The organism is Nitrospira tepida (genome assembly GCF_947241125.1).
Lineage (GTDB): Bacteria > Nitrospirota > Nitrospiria > Nitrospirales > Nitrospiraceae > Nitrospira_G > Nitrospira_G tepida.
The window spans coordinates 1849259-1868133 of the sequence record NZ_OX365700.1; the positions used below are offsets into that span (position 1 = coordinate 1849259).

Below are 18875 nucleotides of genomic sequence, written 5' to 3' on the forward strand. Positions count from 1 at the left end.
ACTATAGGCTGTTGAGAAGAGCCCTTGCCGGACAACGCTGACTGCCCAATCCCTCGTGCGCGCTCCGCGTGCGTGATTGATGCTCAGTCGTCGTTCCCGACCACCCAGAACCTGCGACGGTTGTCGCGACGGAGAAAGAAGGAGAGAGCCTCACCATGGCCCTGAACCGAACGGATACGACGACGCAAAAGCCCTGGGTACGGATCCCTAACGGAACCATGGTGCGACACCGTGATGGAGGACCGCAGGGGTATATCGACGGGCTGACTGAGCTTGGCATCGGGCCCGGCCGGAATCCGGACGGACGGACCCAATATCGCATCAATACCGGCGAAGGGGAACGGCTCCTCGCGATTGACGACGACCTCCTCATCCTCACGGATCAGGATGGATTGGTGTTGATGCTGCGAGAGAAGGTGCCGTACCGCTCGTACATCAGCACACAACTGCGGGCTGCCTTTGCGGCAGAGCGGTTTGTCAAATCCACTTCCTGATATGACGCCGTCTGACCCGGCGATCTTCGGCGTCGGTTCGAATTAGAACTGAGGCGCTTGCGGACCCCAGGTCAGGCCGGCCAGATCCGGATCTTCTCCATTCTCCCCGGGCGATGGACGGGCCGCCTTCTCGGCCTTTCGCTGCGCCCGCTTGGCCTCCTTTTCACGCTGCTTGACCTGTCTGGCTTTCTCCCGATCGCGCTTCGCGAGGGTTGTTTTTCCGGCTCGTGCGATGATGGCCTCCTTCTCGGGTCCCGAGGTTGATGGGGGTCAACATTCAGGCTCATTGTAGAGCCTTGCGTCCGTCGAACGGCGGAGCCGTGACGGCGATGGATCCTGTGAGGGATCTGTTACCAGCGCCCGCCGCGTCCTCCGCGGTCACCGCCGCGCCCGCCTCCGCCACCTGATCGAGGTTCCTGCGGCTTGGCTTCATTGACGGTCAGGGTCCGGCCTTCGAATTGGGTGCCGTTCAGCGCGGTGATGGCCTTCTTGGCTTCTTCCGCGGAGCCCATTTCCACGAACCCGAACCCGCGCGATTGGCCCGTAAATTTGTCCGTGATGATGCGCGCCGATTGGACCGTGCCGTGCGCGGCAAACAGGTCGTTCAATTGCGCTTCGGTCGTGGAGTACGGTAGCCCGCCGACATAAATCTTCGTTCCCATGATGCTCCTCTCTGGTTGGCGAAATGAAAGCTCATACTGCTGACGCGGTGTGGTTGGACGGGAAATTCTCAGAGTCTCCATCCGGAATGCCGACGGCCCAGGGACCTTCCTGACGCGGTTCAGGCTGCGTGTTTGCGGCGTCCGGTTGCTGGTTCGATGCCGGCAGGCCGTGTGGGCCCTGCGGGCGATTTCTGGACCGGTTCCGAAGCCGTCGTGCAGGTGAGTCCATGCGTCGAGAGCGCCAGACATTGCCGCCGAATTTCCTCGATCGAGGGGGGCTGGCGTTCCGGAGGATCGGGAAGTCCGACCTGAGGCCAACTGATCTTGACGGCCGGCCGATGGATTCGGGCATTACGTGCTGGATTTCTGCGCCAAGACTGCAAAGGCATGGCTCGTCCCTCCTCTGTGGACAGGTCGTTGGGCATGCGGCATGCCTGGACTCAATTGGTGGTTACGAGACAAGGTGAGGACCTCTCCAGATCAAGTAAGGGGGCTTTCGCATGGCCTCAGCCAGATGGGGATACAGCCGCTGAGCCTGCCCGTAGGCATGGTGTTGGGCTTCCAAGCAGGTAGCAGCTTCGTGATAGCTGGACACCATTCGCATGCCGCGTACTCCCGACTCGGACGGGTTCGACACATACAACGCGCAGGTAAACCGGCGGTCTCGTCCGAATTCCGTGCTGATCAGCAGTTCCGAGCCATCCGATAGCGTCGCGACCGGCTCCACGTTCATCATCGGCATACGCTTTGCGCTCCTTTGGTTAGCCCGTTCGAGGTGAATAGGGCCCTTGCCTGGCCGGCCGATATGATCGTCTTGGAGCCTGCACCGTAGGCGCACCCGCACACAGGGTCCAGTGGGGTCGTAGAGCCATCTATGTGAGAGGACATATGCCGGGATCAGATGGATCAGATAGGCCGCAGCGAACGAGCACGAGACGATCAGTCACGCGAGCACGTCGAGTCGCCGACAGGAAGCGTGAGACGTAGGGCACTCATCGAGGCGTATCCAGTGAGTAACGCTATCATGTGGGGAGGGCAGAGTCAAACAGGGGGCGTCCCGGGAATCGGCCGCGGGGTTCATCCTGGAGTGCGTTTCCTCGGCGGTGATACAATCTTCCACTCGTTGGTTCGCGACAAGCGGCGATGCACGGGCAACGTCGAGATATATGAAGGAGATGCCATGGATATGGATGCCTTTCGGCAAATGGTCGCGAAACAGCCCAATGGGTTTCTCGGGCGATACGGACTGGGCAATAAGCTGTTGCAAGAGGGAAATCTCGAAGAAGCGGTCGAACATCTGCAGGTGGCGGTCAGACTGGACCCGGTGCATGTGGCCTCTCACCTGGCGTTGGGCAAGGCGTTGATCGCGCTGGGCCGGAGGGAAGAGGCCAAGCCTGTCCTGCGAGCGGGAATCGATGCGGCCCTCTCCGGCCGGTCCAACGGCGGCGGTGATCTGGTGCCGGACATGCGGGCGTTGCTTCAGGCGATGGGGTGATGAGGCTTGGCACGCTGGCTCCGTATCCGGCGGACAGATCGCCGATGCCTGTGTCTGGAGGAGGTGTGACGAAGCGAAAATTGATTCACGGCGCGCCCCTTCTGGGATAGAGTCTGTTGAACCAGGAGGAGACGCATGGAGCCTGCCTTTGAGTTGGAGATTGAAGGGACCGTCGTGGATGCCCGCCGCCATCGCCGGGTTCGTGTGCCGGCGCCGTTTGCCTGCGCCCTGTCACGCCGCGGGCTGGCGCGGTGGTTTTCGCAGGACCGCGATGGATTGGGTGTCGTGTTCGACGTATCGATCGGAGGGGCCAAGGTGATGACGGAAACGCCGATCAAGCCGGGAGACCGGGTGGCGCTGCGGCTCAACCTGCCGAAACAGGCCTCCCCCGCGACGGTGGACATGGCGACGGTGCGCTGGGCGAACGGCCAGACCTTCGGGGTGGAGTTTCTGTCGGTGTCTCGCGCGACGGAAGTTCGCCTCAGAAAATACCTTGCCCTGAACTCTCAGCCTGCCAAGTAAAAGCCGTCTAACGATCAATCGGGTTCCATGTTCCTTCGTATTGCCGCTGGTCCCGGGCGTACAGGCTAGGGCACCTGTGTGCCATAAGTGGTCAGGAGAAACTGAAACACGGCCGGTGCCTGGCGCACGAGCTGTTGTTGAGCTTCTCGATTCGGGCAAAGGCCGGCTTGGAGCCAGCCCAGGGCCTGTTCATGGTCCCCTTTCCGATACTCGCGAACCGCGAACGCGACGCAATCGTGAGGAGAAATGCGGCCGCGGAGCAATTGATCCGCCCAGGCCTTGACGATGAACGAGAGGCAATGCTCGTGGGGGACCGGATCGGTGTCCTGCCACATGGCCTCGATGCGATGAAACAGGTCGGCCTGGTCGCCCGCTGCGCTTGCCGGACCGGCGATGACCAGTGAGAACAGGTTGGCCAGCAGGAACAGCTTGACGGCACGCCCCATCGGTCCACTCGCCCGTTTGAAAGAGGGAAACGCGGAAACACAAACGGGGAGAGCTTGCACGGGATCGTCCGGAAAGGCAAGCGAGCCCAGCCGAAGGCCTTATAGGACGATGAGGACGGGGACGTGGTCGTGTCGGGAGGGATGCTGATTCAATCCACAAGACTATGGTACAAGGACCATGGTCGAGCACAGGCGGATCAGGGAGGAGCGGACAGAGTAGAAAGGAGAAGCCATGTGGTACCGGAAAATCAGCTACACGGTCTTGTTGTTGTGCCTGATGGGCACTGCCGAGGGACAGGCGGGAAGCCTCCTGGACGGGCTGTTGGACCGCGCGACCGACAGCGCCAAGCAGAAGGCGGAAAATCGCATGAATCAGCGGGTGGATCAAGCGATTGACAAGGCGATCAACAAGACCGAAGAGACGGTCCAATGTGTCGCGACGGACCGCGAGTGCCTTACGCGCGCTCAGGAGCAGGGGAAAAAGGTCGTCATGGTGGATGCCCCCCAGCCTGCCGATTCCGTAAAGTGCGTCGCCACGGATACCGCCTGTTTAAAGTCAGCCAAGCAACAGGGGAAAAAGGTCGAAATCGTGGATGAAGCCGAGCTGGATGCGCTGCGCTGCGCCGCCATCGATGCGGATTGTCTCAAGCGCGCCAAGGCATTGGGGAAAAAAGTCGAGATTATTGATTGACGGATGAAGGGAGACCGCCGCGGTCCGTTCTTGGCCGCTCCTCCCGTTCGACGCAGATGTTGTATGGACCTGTGTAGCCCGCATTATTCATGACGATTCGTGGCGAAATCGCGCAGTCGCCAAGCGAGACGGGCAAGCACAGCCGCGAAGGACCAAGGCGTACTTGAAACAGTACGTCGAGGGACTGAGCGGCGAGCATGCCCGCCTTTAGGCTCTGTCGCAGCGGCGAATCGGGGTGCCCATTGCTCTTCTGTTGCAATGGGCCTAAACAGCAGAAGCGTTCATGAATAATGCGGGCTAGTGTCCCGGCCTTCAGACGGCACCATTCGATCGCACGTGTCCTTTTCCTCCCGTCCGTTTCTTAACCTCAGCCTGGACCTCAACCTTTACGAATCAGCTCCGTGATCGCGAACGGTCCATCGCCAAGCGCCATATCTGCGCGAGGACGGCAAGACCGAGCGAGGGAAGACCGACCCAGATGAACTCACTGCGCAGGATACCCAGGGCCCGTCGGGAAAAGAATTTGTGCGGTTCCAGCGGAGACACGACAATCGGGCGGAAGGGAGCAAAATAACGGTCATTATGAAACGGCGCAAAGAAGGCGACGCCCAGGCCCCCGTCGGTCATGGCGTCCAGGAGGCCGTGCGATGCGGTGCAGAGAAAAAAGTAGAGGTAGAGCCGGAGTCGGAAGGAACCGGCCGCCTGCGGAAACAGCCCTCGCACAACCATCCATGCCAGCACCGCGGCAAAGGGGAGCGAATGGGTCACGCCTCGATGGCCCAGCACGTGTTCATAGGGAAGCCCCAGTAAGAATCCCAAAGAATCGAGATCCGGCAGGATGGAGCAGACGATGCCCAGTATCCAGACACGCCGGGCTTGAAACGGAATTCCCGCGGCGACCCCCAACGCCGAGGCTGCTGCCGCATGTGCAAAGGCCGATGCCATGAAACCTCACGAGTGAATGCCGCGCATTATATCGATCCTCCCGGGAACAGGGAATCCGATTCCGCTGGCTGGCCCTCTGCCGGTCTTGATTCGGTGCGTGAGACGCTCTATGGGCAGGAGCATCCAAGGACCCGGGGATGGTCCGTGCCGAGCAGGTCTGTGGGAGTGCTTGTCCGAATCGAATCGGCGGTGGAGGAATAGAGAGGCGAACTATTTGATGGCCACGGCCTTCACTTCTTTGAACGTCGTCTGCCCCTGCAGGACCTTTTCGATACCGTCCTGCACGAGCGTGGTCATGCCGTCTTCGATGGCGGCCTTAAGCAGGTCCTCCGTCTTGGCTTTGGCCTGGACCAGCCGCTTCATCCGGTCGGTCCCGAGGAGGAGTTCGTGCAAGGCGATCCGACCCTTGAAGCCGCTCCGATTGCAGGCGTCGCACCCCTTCCCCCGCCAAAGTTTGAAACCCGCGTCATACTTCACGCCCACATTCTTGTCGAACAGCGCCGTGCCGTAACATTCCCGCAGTTCGGCGTATTCGGCCTCGTCGGGGCGATAGCTTTCCTTGCATTCTTTGCAGATGCGTCTCGTCAACCGTTGGGCCAGTACGCCCAACATCGCATCGGCGAAGCTGAAGGAATCGCAGCCCATGTCGAGCAGCCGGGTGACGGTTTCGACCGAGCTGTTCGTGTGCAGCGTGCTGAGCACGAGGTGCCCGGTCAAGGAGGCTTCGATGCCGATGTCCGCCGTTTCTTTATCGCGCATTTCGCCCACCATGATGACGTCGGGATCAGCGCGCAAGAAGGCGCGCATGGCGGCCGCGAACGTAAAGCCGATCTTCGGCTGCACTTGAACCTGGCGCAACCCGATCTGGGTGATTTCGACCGGGTCTTCCGCCGTCCAGATCTTGATGTCGGGCGTGTTGATGTAGCCGAGCACCGAGTGGAGCGTGGTGGTTTTTCCGGAGCCGGTCGGGCCGACGCAGAGCACGATGCCGTAGGGTTTCTCGGCGATGTCCTTCAGCTCGCGCAGATTCCGCTCCGAAAAGCCCATCTTTTCGAGCGGCAACGGTTCGCTCGCGGCCAGGATGCGCATGACCACGTCTTCGTTGTAGCCGGCTGTCGGAATCGTGGCGACACGCAGTTCGATCTCCTTGTCGGCTCCCATCTTGAACTTGATCTTGCCGTCCTGCGGCTTGCGGCGCTCGGCGATGTCCAGGCTGGCCATGATCTTCAGGCGGGACACGATGGCGCGGCGGTAACTCGGCGGAATCTTCATGTACTCGAAGCAACTGCCGTCCACGCGGAAGCGGACGACCGTGTCGCGCTTCTCTCCGTACGGCTCGATGTGAATGTCCGAGGTGCCGGCCTTATACGCCTCAAAGATGATTTGATTGGCCAGGCGTACGATTGCGCTGTCGTTCTCATCCAGCCCGCCCCCGCCGCTCTCCTGGGCGGCCTCCTCCTGGGCTTCGCTGACCAGCTCGCCCAGAATGTCGGAAATGTTGCCCTCGGCGAACGCGGGCTTGGCCGCCTCGCTCTGGCCGGTGGTGCTCGACAGAAATTGCGCGATGTCCCGCCGGAGGCTGACGGCAAACCGGATGTTCAAGCCGGGGAAGGTGCGCTTGATGTCCTGCACCCGGTCGAGATCGCTGGGATCGTCCGTGAGGATTTCGATCGACAGCCGGTCGCGCTTCAACGGCATCCAGTGATGATTTTTGAGGTAGTCGACGTTGAGGTTCTTCAGCAGCTCGACGTCCACGATCGTCCGTTCGCTGTACTCGATGTAGGGGCACTTATAGTACTGGCTGAGCGACTTTCCCAGGTCGGCGCGCGGCACTTTGTATTTCTCGATCAGGATCGACTCGAGATCCTGGTGGCCTTTCTTGGCTTCGGCCAGGGCGTTGTCGAGATCGTTCTGCGCGATGCGGGCCGTGGTCAACAGATAATCGAACTTGGCGGGCGGCTTCTTGGAACGGGTGCGATGGCTGTGGAGCGAGGCTCCGAGCGCCTTGGCGATCTCTCCCGCGTACTCTTCGTCCTTTCTGGTGAACTTTGAGCCGGTTCGTTTGTTGAGCAGTTGGATGACGCCCATCAGATACTTATTCTCGGCGACGATGGGGTAGGTCAGCACCTGCTTGGTCCGGAACCCGGTCTTCTTGTCCATGGTCGGGTCGAAGGACAGCGAGGCGTGGATGCTGCTGAGCTCGATAGGATTGTACGCATCGACGATGTTGACCGGGCGGAGATACTTGGCGGTGAAGCCGGGGAGGCTCTGTTCGTTGATGGGCAGCCGGAGGATCTCTTCGGCTTGAAGGTTCGGCGTCTTGGAATAGATCTCCTTCTTGTCCGTATCGACGGCGTAGAGGGTGAGGTCCTCGGCTTCGAACAGCGTCAGGATTTCTTTGTGCAGATCGAGCAGGATTTCGTCGAGGTCCGGAGCGGCTGAAATCTTCGCGGCGATGCGCTTGACCAGGTCTCCCTGGCCGGATTTCTGAAGCTCGCCCGGGGCGCTCGAAGTGGCCTTGGACGGGATCGTCATGCGTGACCGTTACGTGCCGTCGTACCCTGCGGTGGCGGTGGTCAGGTCCTGGGGCGTCGAGCATGCGACGGACAGAGCGACCTGATGGGCGCGCTCATGTGCGCGTAGAGGTCAGTCTAGCGGAATCGGGTCCGAAGGCAAGTAGAATGCGTTCTCGCGACCATTCGCGCGGAGATTATCGTGCGGCGAGGCCGGAGGCGAGCGCCAGGACCTGCTCGGGCGCGAGCTTCTGTACCTGGCCGGTCTTGCGTTCCTTCCACTCGACGAGGCCTTGCGCCAGGTTCTTGTCGCCGATGAGCAATTGGAAGGGCACGCCGATCAGGTCGGCGTCGTTGAATTTGACGCCGGCCCGTTCATCCCGATCGTCCCACAGGACTTCGACCCCGGCCTCGGTGAGTTGCTGATACAGCTCCTCGGCCTTCTTGGTCACGGCCTCGGACGGGCTCAGCGGCAGGAGAAGCACGTGGAACGGGGCGATCGGCAGCGGCCAGATGATGCCTTTCGCGTCGTGGTTTTGCTCGACGGCGGAAGCGGCGGTCCGCCCGATCCCGATCCCGTAACAGCCCATGACCGCCAACTGCTCCTGCCCTTGTTGGTCCAGGTACCTGGCGTTCATGGCCTGGCTGTATTTGGTTCCCAGCATGAAGACATGCCCCACCTCGATGCCCTTGACGACTCGCAGAGGGCCGTCGCCGCGCGGAGAGGGATCGCCGGCTTGGGCGTTGCGCAGGTCGGCGAACTCGGTCACCGTGAAGTCGCGGTCCCAGTTGGCGTTGAGGTAGTGCGTCTCCGCCTTGTTGGCCCCGACGACCATGTTCCGGACATTCTTGACGGCGTAATCGGCGAAGATCCGGATATTCCGTAACCCGATCGGACCGGCGAACCCGACGGGCGCGCCGGTGACGGAGGTGACGATGTCCGGGGCCGCCATCGTGGTTTCCACCACACCCAACAGGCGGGCGAGCTTGATCGGATTGACCTCGTGGTCGCCGCGGACCAGCACGGCCACGGTTTCATGCCCGGCTGAATACAGCAACGTCTTCACCAACTGCCGGGGTGAAATCCTGAGCAACGCCGTGACCTGCTCGACCGTGGAAGCCTGCGGCGTCGGAACCGCTTGCAGCGGCTGCTGGGGCTCAGGCGGCGCCTCCGGCTCCGGCAACAGCTCGGCCCGTTCCACGTTGGCCGCATAGGTGCCTCCCTCGGTGTAGACGATGGTTTCTTCGCCGGTGTCGGCCAGCACCATGAACTCGTGGGAGGAGGTGCCGCCGATCAGGCCGGTGTCCGCCTCGACCGCGCGGAAGGTCAAGCCGCATCGCGTAAAGATGCGCGTGTAGGCGTCGTACATCTTCTGGTAACTGAGCCTGGCGCCGGCTTCATCGCGGTCGAAGGAATAGGCGTCCTTCATGATGAACTCGCGCCCCCGCATCAGGCCGAAGCGGGGCCGGATCTCGTCCCGGAACTTGGTCTGGATCTGGTAAAAGTTCACGGGCAGTTGCCGGTACGAGCGGACTTCGCGGCGGAAGAGGTCCGTCACCACTTCCTCATGCGTCGGGCCGAGGCAGAAATCGCGTTCGTGGCGGTCCTTGAACCGGAGCAGTTCCTTGCCATAAAAATCCCAGCGGCCGGTTTCCTTCCATAATTCCGCCGGGGAAGCGATCGGCATCAAAATTTCCTGGGCGCCGGCCCGGTTCATTTCCTCGCGGACGATCGCCTCGATATTCCGGATGATGCGGAGTCCGAGCGGCAGATAGGTATAGATGCCGGCGGCGACTTTGCGAATCAGCCCGGCCCGCAACATCAGCCGATGGCTGACCGTTTCGGCTTCTCCGGGATCTTCGCGAAGGGTGGGGATCAGGGCACGGGAGACGCGCATGCACACCTAACGCAGGAACAGCCGTTCGAGGTCATTCCAAAAAGCAAACACCATGATGCCGACCAGGAGGACCAGCCCCACTTGCTGGGCGATCTCGCGTTGCCGCTCCCCGAGCGGCTTGCGGAGAATGCCTTCGAGCATGAAGAAGAAGAGGTGGCCGCCGTCGAGAATCGGGATCGGCAACAGGTTCAACACGCCCAGGTTGATGCTCAGGATCGCGATCAGAAATACGACGCTGGAGGCGCCCTGCGTGGCGGCTTCACCCGAGATGTTAGCGATGGTCAAGGGACCGCCGATGTTTTTGCTCGATATTTCGCCGACGATCATTTTATAGATGCCGACGGTGGTCAGTTCCGTCCAGCCCCACGTCGCCTGCACGCCGTAGAGGACCGCCTGCAGAGGGTTGGAGGCGCGCATTAACGACCGCCCCGGTCCGGACACTCCGATCTTGCCGATCACCGTCTCTTTGCCGCCGACCGTCGTTTTCTCCGGCGCGGGCGTCACCGTCAACGTGACCGGCGCGCCGTCCCGATCGATATCGACGCGAAGGGATTTATCCGGACTTTCTTTGACAATCCCGGTCATCTGGACCCACGAATAAATCGGTTGTCCGTCGATGCGAAGAATGCGGTCGCCCGGTTGAAACCCCGCCGCGGTCGCAGGGGAACCGGCCATGACGCCGGTAACCACCGGAGCCGGATCCTCGACGCCGATCCGGAACGCCGGTTCGTCGCCGCCCGGCTCCTGGCCCGGCACCGGCTCGGGCGTGAGCACCACGGTCTTGACCTGTCCCTTGCGGCGGAGATCCAGGGTCAGCGACTTGCCGTTGCTCTTGGCGACCGCGTCGAACAGCTCGTTGCGGGTCGAAATATCGCGGTCGTTCACGCGGATGATGCGGTCGCCGACCTGAATACCGGCCTGGCCGGCAGGCGAGTCCGGCAACACGGCTTCCACGTCGGGGCTCAAATCCTGGAACGTCGGGACGAAGAGGGGCGAGCCGGTGGAGAGCCACCCGGCAAAGATCAAGTAGGCGAGGATGAAGTTGAAGCCGGGGCCGGCCGCCACGATCACCATCCGCTTCCAGAGAGCCTGGTGCGCGAACGACCGTTGGCGGTCGTCGTGGGTCAGGGCTTCGCTTTCCTCTTCTCCGAACAGCTTGACGTATCCGCCCAAGGGAATGGCCGACAACAGATACTCGGTCTCGCCGACTTGCCGGCTGAGCAATTTCGGACCGAAGCCGAGGGAGAACTTCAGAACCTTGACCCCGACCCACCGGGCGGCCAGGAAATGTCCCAATTCGTGGAAGGCCACCAGTACGCCCAGGACCACCAAAAACCACCAGGCCTTCTGCATGAGGACCCACAGCGCATCCGGCGACCATGTGAATGCCGACAGCATCGTTTCGGTTCCTCTTGTCTTCGTCCGTCCCGGTTCTCTCTTATCGCGCAAGCGCCGTGACGAGCGACAGGGCCTTCTCTCTGGCCCAGCGATCCGCCTCCAGCGCGTTCTCCAAACACTCTAACTCACGACGGGTGTGAGATTCCATCGTGGCGCGAATAATCTCCGCTATTTCTCCAAACCGGATTCCGCCGTTAAGGAAGGCCTCCACCGCCACTTCATTGGCGGCATTCAGCGTCGCCGGCATGGTCCCTCCCGCCGCCAAAGAATCGTACCCGAGCCGGAGGCAGGGGAAACGATCGTGGTCGGGACGATGGAAGGTGAGTTTGCCGATGTCGGCCAGATCCAGCGAAGGCAGGTCGAGCACCAGCCGTTCCGGATACTTCATCGCGTACGAAATCGGGGTCCTCATATCCGGGAGCCCGAGTTGGGCGATGATCGATCGGTCGCTATATTCCACCAGGGAATGGATGATGCTCTCCCGATGCACCAGCACCTCGATCTGCGAGGCGGGAATGTCGAACAGCCAGCGGGCCTCGATCACTTCCAGGCCCTTGTTCATGAGCGTGGCGGAGTCAATCGTGATCTTTGCGCCCATTTTCCAGTTGGGATGCTTGAGCGCCCGTTCCGGCTTCACGTCCTGCATGTCAGCCGGCGACATCTCCCAGAGGGGGCCTCCCGAGGCGGTGAGGACGATCTTCCGCACATCCTCGCGTCGATGGCCTTCGAGCGATTGGAAGATCGCGCTGTGCTCGCTGTCCACCGGCAGAATGCGGACGCCCCGGGCCTGCGCCTCCTCCCGCATCAGTTGCCCGGCCATCACCATGGGTTCCTTGTTGGCCAGTGCGACATGCTTGCCGGTTCGGATCGCCGAAAGGGTGGGGAGCAGGCCGGCGGCTCCAACGATGGCGGAAATGGCCAGCGCCGGTCCCGGGACCCGCGCCACCTCCGCGACCCCTTCCGGGCCCGACAGGATCTTCACCGTGAGGTCGCGGCAGCGATCGCGCAGCCGGGCGGCAGCGGCGGGATCGGCCATTGCGACCAGGGACGGACGAAACCGGCGGATTTGCTCTTCCAGCTTCTCGTCGTTGCTGCCGGCCGTGAGGCCGACCACGCGGAACTCATCGGGAAACCGGTCCACGATATCCAGCGTATTCGTCCCGATCGATCCGGTCGAGCCGAGCAGCACGATCTCTTTCATAGGACTGTCCTTTGCAGGAGTGGATGTGACTGATCGGGACGGGGCGGCGTGAGGGCGGCGCGGATGGTAGAGACGACCGCCACGGCGACACGCACAGCAGGGACCCTGTGAACTCGTCGGAACGCTGTCATGCAGGAGATCCCTGAGTCAGGACCACATAATAGTAAAAAACCGGCGAGGTGAACAATAAACTGTCGATCCGATCCAACACGCCGCCATGTCCCGGCAACAACCAACCGGAATCCTTGACTCCCGCGCTGCGTTTCAGCGCCGATTCAGATAAGTCGCCTATCAGGCCGGCTCCTGTCAACAAAAAGCTTGCAACAACGGCATGGAGCGGGCTGAAGCTCGGAAGGAACCAGTAGGATGCTGCGAGCGCCGCCGCAACCGAAAACAGCCAGCCGCCGATCAAGCCTTCCACCGTTTTTTTCGGGCTGAGTGCGGGAGCCAGCGGCCGCCGTCCCAGTGAGATTCCTGTGTAGTAAGCCCCTGTGTCGCCTGCCCAGGTGACCAGCACGAGGAAAAAGATCAACCACAGCCCTTCGGGCAACGAGCGGATTCTCAGGACGTAGGAGAGCGTCCAGCCGACATAGAGCAGCCCGAATCCGGCCAGAGCCATGTCCGGAAGGATCGTCCGGCGATCGTCTCCCGGCAGCAATGTGGCGCCCAACAGCATGAGGAGGGAGAGGGCAAGGGCGGCCCGCTCGTCTAGGAAACCCGGCCATTGCACCGCCGCCAATAGCAGCGCCAAGCCCAAGAACCCGCAGCGCATGACCGGCGGAAACCGTCGCGGGCCCAGGTGCAGACGGTACAACTCTCCCAGCGCCAACAGGGCGGTCGGCAGCACCAGCAGGAAGAGTCCCGCCGGCGGAGCATACCGAATCAGGGCGTAGAAGATGGGAATGAAGGCCAGGGCGACGTAGACCCGTCGCGGATCGAACCGCCGCGGCGCCGCGGCGGAGGCCGGCGATGCCCCGATGCTGTCGGGCGACCGTTCGAGCGACAACTGCTTCACCGGCCGGGAGAGGGCGTCATGGACGGCTTGATGCGTCCAAACCGGCGATCGCGCTGCTGGAATTCGATCAATGCGAGCAAGGCTTCTCGTCGCCGAAAATCGGGCCAGAGGGTGGGGGTGAAGTAGAGTTCGGTATAGGCCAACTGCCAGAGCAGGAAATTGCTGATGCGCGACTCGCCGCTCGTGCGGATCAGCAGGTCCGGATCGGGAAGACCAGTCGTCGAGAGGTACTGTTCGAAGAGCCCCTCGTCGATCTCGTCGGCCTGGAGGCGTCCGGTCTTGCAATCGGCGGCGATCTTGCGCACGGCGTCTACGATTTCCGATCGACCCCCGTAACTCAGCCCGACGGTCAACACCAGCTTGTCGCAATGCCTCGATTCCGCTTCGCTGGCGCGCAGCCGAGCCAGCGCGCCGGGCGGCAGCATTTCCACCCGGCCGATCGTCCGCAAACGGATGCCGCGCTCCACCAACCGCCCCTGCTCGGTGGACAGATAGTGTTCCAGCAGGCCCATCAACGCCGTGATTTCAGTCGCCGGGCGGTTCCAATTTTCTTGAGAGAACGCGTAAATCGTGAGGGCCGGAATGCCCAATTCCAGAAACAACGCGATGACTTCCTGGAGCGATTTGATGCCTTCCGAATGGCCGGCGATGCGAGGCAGACCGCGGGCTCTCGCCCACCGCCCGTTGCCGTCCATAATAATGGCCACGTGCCGTGGCAACGTGTCGGGCGTCAGCCGCGCGACCAGTTCGCTATCGGAGAGGGCGGTTGTGCCGGCGGGGGCGCTGTTGGCTATCATGAAGGTGGAGGATTCCCATTTATACCGAACGGTGGCGGGATGGCAAAGTCTAAAGGGGAGCCGAACAAAAGTCAAACAACCGGAGCTCTTGGCGCCGGTTCATCATGGTTGAGAGTCAGGCCATTCACGGGCGGGCCGAGCACGATGATCAAGCCTCTTCGCCGCGACGGTCGCGACCACTCCGCATTGCGCCGGCAAAAACGCATCAGTTATACTCACCTTTCACATTATTTCTTCACGAGACGGAATGCCATGCCGACACAACCGCAAACGGATCTCAGCCAATTCGGCGTGACCGAGCAGGAAGTGCTCCGGGCGCTGGCCCGGGTCAAGGCGCCGGCGGTCGATTACGCCGATCTCTACTTCGAAGCCACTCGATCGGAGTCGGTCTCGATGGAAGAGGGGCTCGTCAAGCGCGCCACCAAGAGCATTTCACAGGGGGTCGGGGTACGGGCGACGGCGGGAGAGAAGACCGGGTTCGCCTATTCCGACGAGCTGACGAAGAAGGACCTTGAAATCGCCGCCGATGCGGCCCGCTACATCGCCGCTTCTCCCCAGGGAGGCAGCCCCGTCCCCGTCACCCATCGCCAGCAGCCGGCGCATAATCTCTATCCGCTTGAGCAGACCGTAGCGGAGGTGGCGACCCAGGACCGGGTGGCGCTCTTGAATCTCATCGACCAGGAGGCAAGGCGCTGTGACCCGCGGATCAAAAACGTGTTCGCCTCCATCAATATGGAATACAAGATCGTGATGGTGGTGAACCATGAAGGCCTGGCGGTCGGCGACGTGCAACCCCTGGCCCGCCTGCAGGTGACCTGCATCGCGGAGGAAAACGGAAATCGTCAGGTCGGGAGCTTCGGTGGCGGCGGGCGGATTGGCTTTGAATGGTTTCGGGAGCAGGATCGCTACGTGCGTTATGCCAAAGAGGCGGCGCGTCAGGCCATTTTGAACTTGAGCGCCGTCGAGGCGCCGGCGGGGGTGATGCCGGTGGTGCTGGGCGGGGGCTGGCCGGGGATCCTGCTGCATGAAGCAGTCGGGCACGGGTTGGAGGCGGACTTCAATCGACGGAAGACCTCGGCGTTTTCCGACCGCATTGGGACGAGGGTCGCGTCGGAACTCTGCACCATTGTGGACGACGGAACCCTGCCGTTCCGCCGCGGGTCGCTGAACATGGACGACGAGGGAACCCCGACCAGCAGGACGGTGCTGATCGAAAAGGGCGTCCTGCGCGGGTACATCACGGATCGGCTCAATGCGAGGCTGATGGGAATTCCGCTGACCGGGAACGGCCGGCGCGAGAGCTACCAGAGCGTGGTGCTGCCCCGTATGACCAATACCTTCATGTTGGCGGGCGAGGACGATCCGCAGGACATCCTGCGGTCGGTGAAACGCGGGCTCTACGCCGTCTCCTTCGGGGGCGGACAGGTCGATATCACGAGCGGCAAGTTCGTCTTTTCGGCGAGCGAAGCCTATCTGATCGAAGAGGGTCGGATCACCAAACCCGTCAAAGGCGCGACCCTTATCGGCAACGGACCGGATGTGCTGACGAAGGTCTCGATGGTCGGCCATGACCTCGCATTGGACGAGGGGATCGGCACCTGTGGGAAGGAAGGCCAGTCGGTGCCGGTCGGGGTGGGACTGCCGACGATCAAGATCGATGAGCTGACGGTCGGCGGGACGCAGGCCTCGTAGATGAGGAGGCGTCAACCGTGATAGGTCAAGCGTCATCCGTCACTAATGCGGAAGGGCCATGGTTTCCCCGAATGACGATTGACGAGTGACGTATGACGAATGGAGTTGATGCATGACGACGGCGGTGACGACCAGCAGTTCCTACGTGGATCTGGCCCTGGATCTGCTCGACCAGGCCAAACGCGACGGAGCGACCGATGCGGAGGTGATGGTGGCTGACGGCGAAACCCTGTCGGTGCAGGTCCGCATGTCGGCGGTGGATCGGCTCACCAAAGCCAGAGAAAAGCGATTGGGACTCAGGGTTTTTATCGGCAAGCGTTCGGCCACGACCTCCACCTCGGATTTTTCCAAGGCCTCGCTCACGCAGTTGGTCGCCGATACCTGCGCGCTCGCCCGGGCCGTCGTCGAGGATGAGGTGTCCGGGCTACCCGAAGCGGATCAGTTTGCGAAGGATCTGCCCGATCTGGACCTCTACGACGAGACGCGTCTGACAACCGAGCAGCAGATTGACTTGGCCAGGACCGCTGAGCGCACGGCCCTGTCGGCCGATCCTCGCATCACGAATTCCGAAGGGGCGGAGTTCGACTGGTCCAGCGGGTCCATCGTGCTCGCCAATAGCCGCGGATTTTCCGGCCAGTATCGCGCCTCCAATTTTTCCCTCTCCGTCGCGCCGGTCGCCCGCGATCCCGACAGCGGCGCGATGCAGCGCGATAGCTGGTACGCCGTGCAACGCGCGTACGCCAAGCTCGACAGCCCCGAGTCAATCGGCCTGGAGGCGGCGCGCCGGACCATCCGCCGGCTCGGCGCCAAGCGGGTGGCCACCCAGCGGGTCCCGGTCATCTTCGATCAAGAGATGGCTGGCGGGTTGTTGAGCCAACTCTGCAGCGCCCTCTCGGGCTATGCCCTCTATAAAGGAGCTTCCTATCTTGTCGGCCAATTGGGGCAGCGGATCGCCCCGGAGACTGTCACGATCTACGATGACGGCCGCATGGCCGGCGGCTTGGGCTCCAAACCCTTCGACGGAGACGGGTTGCCGACCAGGCGGACCGTCGTGGTCGAGCGGGGTGTCCTCAAGAGCTACCTCCTCGACACCTATTCCGGGCGCAAACTGGGACTGGCTTCAACCGGCAACGCCTCGAGAAGTGTGGGGGACAGCCCCGGCGTCGGGCCGACGAACTTTTACCTGAGTCCTGGCACCAAGTCCGCCGGGCAGATCATCGGTGGGGTCAAGGAAGGGCTATATGTGACCGAGCTGATCGGTTTCGGCGTGAACATGGTGACGGGGGATTATTCCCGCGGGGCGGTGGGGTTCTGGATCAAGGATGGGGAGCTGGCGTTTCCAGTCGAGGAGATCACCATCGCCGGCAATCTCAAGGATATGTGGCTGAACATTGAAGAGATCGGGAATGACCTGCGTTTCCGAGGACGCATCGCGAGCCCGACGATCAAGCTGCAGGAAATGACGGTCGCCGGCAGTTAGCCAGACTGACGTGAACGTGAAACGTCAGATGGGCAATGTGCATGCATGTGAGGGAACGTCATGGCTGACCTAGTCGAAACCATGGTGCAGTTTCCCGGCGAGGGGGTCACGATCCGCGCATTTATGGTCTCGAAAGGGGCGAAAGAGCCGCGTCCTGCGATCATCGTCGTCCAGGAATGGTGGGGGCTTAACGACCATGTCAAGGACATCGCGCGCCGGCTCGCCAATGAGGGCTACGTGGCGATGGCGCCGGATCTCTATTCCCGCCTGGGCCATGCCGTCACCACCAATGCCAACGAGGCCGGCCAACTGATGAACCGGCTGAAACAGGAGGACGGCCTCAAGGATCTCACGGCGACGGCGGCCTATTTGAAATCCACGCCTGGGGTCGATGCGGGCCGCATCGGGGTGATCGGGTTCTGCATGGGCGGCTCCTATACGCTGATGTTGCCCTGCGTGAATGCGGAGATCAAAGCGGCGGTGCCCTTTTACGGTCAGGTGCCGAATCCGGACAGTCCGATCCAAAACCTGGCCTGCCCGATCCTCTACATCTATGGAGAGGATGACGGCTGGATCACCAGGGCGGATGTGCAACGGCTGGCGGGCGCGCTCAAGAAGTACGGCAAGACGGGAGAGATCAAGACCTACCCCGGAGCCCCCCACGCCTTTTTTAACGATACGAGGAAAGAAGTCTATCGGCCGGTGGAGGCGGCGGATGCGTGGGGGCGGGCGCTGGACTTCTTCCGCCAGCACCTGGCCTGAATACTGGGTGACGGTTGCAAGGGACCGGTTGTGGCGCGGCGCTCGACAGACTGGTTCGCGGCCCCTCTGAGCCTGGTCTATATCGCCGGTACCTCCCGCGAGGCCGAGGCGGCGGAGCAGGCCCTGACGGCGGAAGGCGTCGATTACGCGCTCAGCCTTGAAGAATATCGGAATGAATCGATGCTGGGAGCGATCTTCGGCAGTGTCTACAAGGGGTTGTTTTTCTACGTGCCGCGCGTCTACCACCGGCCCGTCTGCGAGATCCTCGAGGCGGCCGGACTGAACGATACCGTGGCGCTGCGGGAAGAGGAGAGGAATTAGGTGCACTATGGCGTTGGACGCTGAACTGGGCGGAAAGATGTTGCAGTTGATCACCTCGCGGTACAACGACTGGAAGTGGCGCAAGAAAATCGAAAAGACCTTGAGCCTGCCCCAATCCGGCGTGGGTGACGAGGCGCAACGCGCCGTCTTTCTCTATCTCAAGCAAAACCTGAAGGCCTATAAATCGCGTCGCGCCGACCCCGACAGTTGGATGGTCGGCGGGTTCGCCACCAAGCAGGTCATCGATCGCATTAAGGCCACGCCGTCGGTCGCCGGGTCCTCCCTGACCGAGGCTCACGTGACGAACCTCGGTGTTGATCCCGGCGACGAGGTGAATGAGGCCTGGTGGGAAGACATGCTGGCAGCCTGGTTCGATGAGCCGGAGCCGGAACCAAGCGAGCAGCCCGGCGAGGAAGGCGCGCAGGCGGAGAAGGCCGCATCGGAAGATCGATCGGGGGATCGGCCGGAGATCAGGTCCGACTCCACGTCACCGGCCGTGAAGTAAAAAAGTCTCCTTCCGCGCATGGCGGTCGAGGGATTTCG

The 18875-nt window shown here is 62.0% G+C and carries 19 protein-coding genes; 9 read left to right on the plus strand and 10 right to left on the minus strand.

Going from position 1 to position 18875, the window contains the following annotated elements:
- The first annotated feature begins 155 nt into the window (after positions 1 to 155).
- Entirely contained in the window at positions 156 to 494 is a 339-nt protein-coding gene (locus tag QWI75_RS08775) for a hypothetical protein (protein ID WP_289268317.1), read from the plus strand.
- Positions 495 to 844: 350 nt separating this feature from the next.
- Here the strand turns inward: QWI75_RS08775 and rbp are convergent, their stop codons facing one another.
- Positions 845 to 1156 (minus strand): RNA-binding regulator, encoded by a 312-nt coding sequence (rbp, locus tag QWI75_RS08780; RefSeq protein ID WP_289268318.1) that lies wholly within the window; start codon positions 1154 to 1156, stop codon positions 845 to 847.
- A gap of 451 nt (positions 1157 to 1607) precedes the next feature.
- Complete coding sequence (locus tag QWI75_RS08785) at positions 1608 to 1898, minus strand: hypothetical protein (protein WP_289268319.1); 291 nt, start codon at positions 1896 to 1898, stop codon at positions 1608 to 1610.
- Positions 1899 to 2336: 438 nt separating this feature from the next.
- Here QWI75_RS08785 and QWI75_RS08790 point away from each other — a divergent pair, with 438 nt between their 5' ends.
- Together QWI75_RS08790 and QWI75_RS08795 are read left to right on the plus strand one after the other, a co-directional pair.
- A complete protein-coding gene (locus QWI75_RS08790; protein WP_289268320.1) occupies positions 2337 to 2651 on the plus strand; it encodes a tetratricopeptide repeat protein in 315 nt (104 codons plus the stop codon).
- A gap of 135 nt (positions 2652 to 2786) precedes the next feature.
- The gene (locus QWI75_RS08795) at positions 2787 to 3173 is read left to right on the plus strand and encodes a PilZ domain-containing protein (protein ID WP_289268321.1); all 387 of its coding nucleotides are present in this window, start codon (positions 2787 to 2789) and stop codon (positions 3171 to 3173) included.
- 65 nt (positions 3174 to 3238) lie between these two features.
- Here QWI75_RS08795 and QWI75_RS08800 read toward each other — a convergent pair whose 3' ends face one another.
- Entirely contained in the window at positions 3239 to 3619 is a 381-nt protein-coding gene (locus QWI75_RS08800) for a hypothetical protein (protein ID WP_289268322.1), read from the minus strand.
- Between the two features lie 232 nt (positions 3620 to 3851).
- Here QWI75_RS08800 and QWI75_RS08805 point away from each other — a divergent pair, with 232 nt between their 5' ends.
- Positions 3852 to 4310, plus strand: a complete 459-nt coding sequence (locus QWI75_RS08805) for a hypothetical protein (RefSeq protein WP_289268323.1) — start codon at positions 3852 to 3854, stop codon at positions 4308 to 4310.
- Between the two features lie 393 nt (positions 4311 to 4703).
- Here QWI75_RS08805 and QWI75_RS08810 read toward each other — a convergent pair whose 3' ends face one another.
- The 7 genes from QWI75_RS08810 to uppS all read right to left on the minus strand — a co-directional run bounded on the left by QWI75_RS08810 (position 4704) and on the right by uppS (position 14077).
- Entirely contained in the window at positions 4704 to 5255 is a 552-nt protein-coding gene (locus QWI75_RS08810; RefSeq protein WP_289268324.1) for a metal-dependent hydrolase, read from the minus strand.
- A 210-nt stretch (positions 5256 to 5465) separates the two neighbouring features.
- A complete protein-coding gene (locus QWI75_RS08815) occupies positions 5466 to 7790 on the minus strand; it encodes a GspE/PulE family protein (RefSeq protein WP_289268325.1) in 2325 nt (774 codons plus the stop codon).
- A 175-nt stretch (positions 7791 to 7965) separates the two neighbouring features.
- Positions 7966 to 9666 (minus strand): proline--tRNA ligase, encoded by a 1701-nt coding sequence (locus tag QWI75_RS08820; protein WP_289268326.1) that lies wholly within the window; start codon positions 9664 to 9666, stop codon positions 7966 to 7968.
- A 6-nt stretch (positions 9667 to 9672) separates the two neighbouring features.
- Positions 9673 to 11064, minus strand: a complete 1392-nt coding sequence (gene rseP / locus QWI75_RS08825) for an RIP metalloprotease RseP (protein ID WP_289268327.1) — start codon at positions 11062 to 11064, stop codon at positions 9673 to 9675.
- A gap of 40 nt (positions 11065 to 11104) precedes the next feature.
- Positions 11105 to 12265: a 1-deoxy-D-xylulose-5-phosphate reductoisomerase gene (locus QWI75_RS08830; protein ID WP_289268328.1), complete on the minus strand. Its 1161-nt coding sequence runs from the start codon at positions 12263 to 12265 to the stop codon at positions 11105 to 11107.
- Positions 12266 to 12392: 127 nt separating this feature from the next.
- On the minus strand, positions 12393 to 13280 hold the full coding sequence (locus tag QWI75_RS08835; RefSeq protein ID WP_289268329.1) for a phosphatidate cytidylyltransferase: 888 nt from the start codon (positions 13278 to 13280) through the stop codon (positions 12393 to 12395).
- On the minus strand, positions 13277 to 14077 hold the full coding sequence (uppS, locus tag QWI75_RS08840) for an undecaprenyl pyrophosphate synthase (RefSeq protein ID WP_289268330.1): 801 nt from the start codon (positions 14075 to 14077) through the stop codon (positions 13277 to 13279). The genes QWI75_RS08835 and uppS overlap by 4 nt, the downstream gene beginning before the upstream one ends.
- A gap of 252 nt (positions 14078 to 14329) precedes the next feature.
- On the opposite strand from uppS, the gene tldD reads away from it, so the two are divergent.
- From tldD to QWI75_RS08865, 5 genes are all read left to right on the plus strand, one after another.
- A complete protein-coding gene (gene tldD / locus QWI75_RS08845; RefSeq protein ID WP_289268331.1) occupies positions 14330 to 15769 on the plus strand; it encodes a metalloprotease TldD in 1440 nt (479 codons plus the stop codon).
- A 112-nt stretch (positions 15770 to 15881) separates the two neighbouring features.
- Complete coding sequence (locus QWI75_RS08850; protein WP_289268332.1) at positions 15882 to 17249, plus strand: TldD/PmbA family protein; 1368 nt, start codon at positions 15882 to 15884, stop codon at positions 17247 to 17249.
- Positions 17250 to 17309: 60 nt separating this feature from the next.
- Positions 17310 to 18011: a dienelactone hydrolase family protein gene (locus tag QWI75_RS08855; RefSeq protein ID WP_289268333.1), complete on the plus strand. Its 702-nt coding sequence runs from the start codon at positions 17310 to 17312 to the stop codon at positions 18009 to 18011.
- A 30-nt stretch (positions 18012 to 18041) separates the two neighbouring features.
- On the plus strand, positions 18042 to 18332 hold the full coding sequence (locus QWI75_RS08860) for a hypothetical protein (RefSeq protein ID WP_289268334.1): 291 nt from the start codon (positions 18042 to 18044) through the stop codon (positions 18330 to 18332).
- A 7-nt stretch (positions 18333 to 18339) separates the two neighbouring features.
- The gene (locus QWI75_RS08865; RefSeq protein ID WP_289268335.1) at positions 18340 to 18837 is read left to right on the plus strand and encodes a hypothetical protein; all 498 of its coding nucleotides are present in this window, start codon (positions 18340 to 18342) and stop codon (positions 18835 to 18837) included.
- The last annotated feature ends 38 nt before the right edge of the window (positions 18838 to 18875 follow it).

Coding starts and splice junctions, on each gene's coding strand:
- QWI75_RS08775 (WP_289268317.1), top strand. CDS start 156: ATGGCCCTGAACCGAACGGATACGACGACGCAAAAGCCCTGGGTACGG.
- rbp (WP_289268318.1), bottom strand. CDS start 1,156: ATGGGAACGAAGATTTATGTCGGCGGGCTACCGTACTCCACGACCGAA.
- QWI75_RS08785 (WP_289268319.1), bottom strand. CDS start 1,898: ATGCCGATGATGAACGTGGAGCCGGTCGCGACGCTATCGGATGGCTCG.
- QWI75_RS08790 (WP_289268320.1), top strand. CDS start 2,337: ATGGATATGGATGCCTTTCGGCAAATGGTCGCGAAACAGCCCAATGGG.
- QWI75_RS08795 (WP_289268321.1), top strand. CDS start 2,787: ATGGAGCCTGCCTTTGAGTTGGAGATTGAAGGGACCGTCGTGGATGCC.
- QWI75_RS08800 (WP_289268322.1), bottom strand. CDS start 3,619: ATGGGGCGTGCCGTCAAGCTGTTCCTGCTGGCCAACCTGTTCTCACTG.
- QWI75_RS08805 (WP_289268323.1), top strand. CDS start 3,852: ATGTGGTACCGGAAAATCAGCTACACGGTCTTGTTGTTGTGCCTGATG.
- QWI75_RS08810 (WP_289268324.1), bottom strand. CDS start 5,255: ATGGCATCGGCCTTTGCACATGCGGCAGCAGCCTCGGCGTTGGGGGTC.
- QWI75_RS08815 (WP_289268325.1), bottom strand. CDS start 7,790: ATGACGATCCCGTCCAAGGCCACTTCGAGCGCCCCGGGCGAGCTTCAG.
- QWI75_RS08820 (WP_289268326.1), bottom strand. CDS start 9,666: ATGCGCGTCTCCCGTGCCCTGATCCCCACCCTTCGCGAAGATCCCGGA.
- rseP (WP_289268327.1), bottom strand. CDS start 11,064: ATGCTGTCGGCATTCACATGGTCGCCGGATGCGCTGTGGGTCCTCATG.
- QWI75_RS08830 (WP_289268328.1), bottom strand. CDS start 12,265: ATGAAAGAGATCGTGCTGCTCGGCTCGACCGGATCGATCGGGACGAAT.
- uppS (WP_289268330.1), bottom strand. CDS start 14,077: ATGATAGCCAACAGCGCCCCCGCCGGCACAACCGCCCTCTCCGATAGC.
- tldD (WP_289268331.1), top strand. CDS start 14,330: ATGCCGACACAACCGCAAACGGATCTCAGCCAATTCGGCGTGACCGAG.
- QWI75_RS08850 (WP_289268332.1), top strand. CDS start 15,882: ATGACGACGGCGGTGACGACCAGCAGTTCCTACGTGGATCTGGCCCTG.
- QWI75_RS08855 (WP_289268333.1), top strand. CDS start 17,310: ATGGCTGACCTAGTCGAAACCATGGTGCAGTTTCCCGGCGAGGGGGTC.
- QWI75_RS08865 (WP_289268335.1), top strand. CDS start 18,340: ATGGCGTTGGACGCTGAACTGGGCGGAAAGATGTTGCAGTTGATCACC.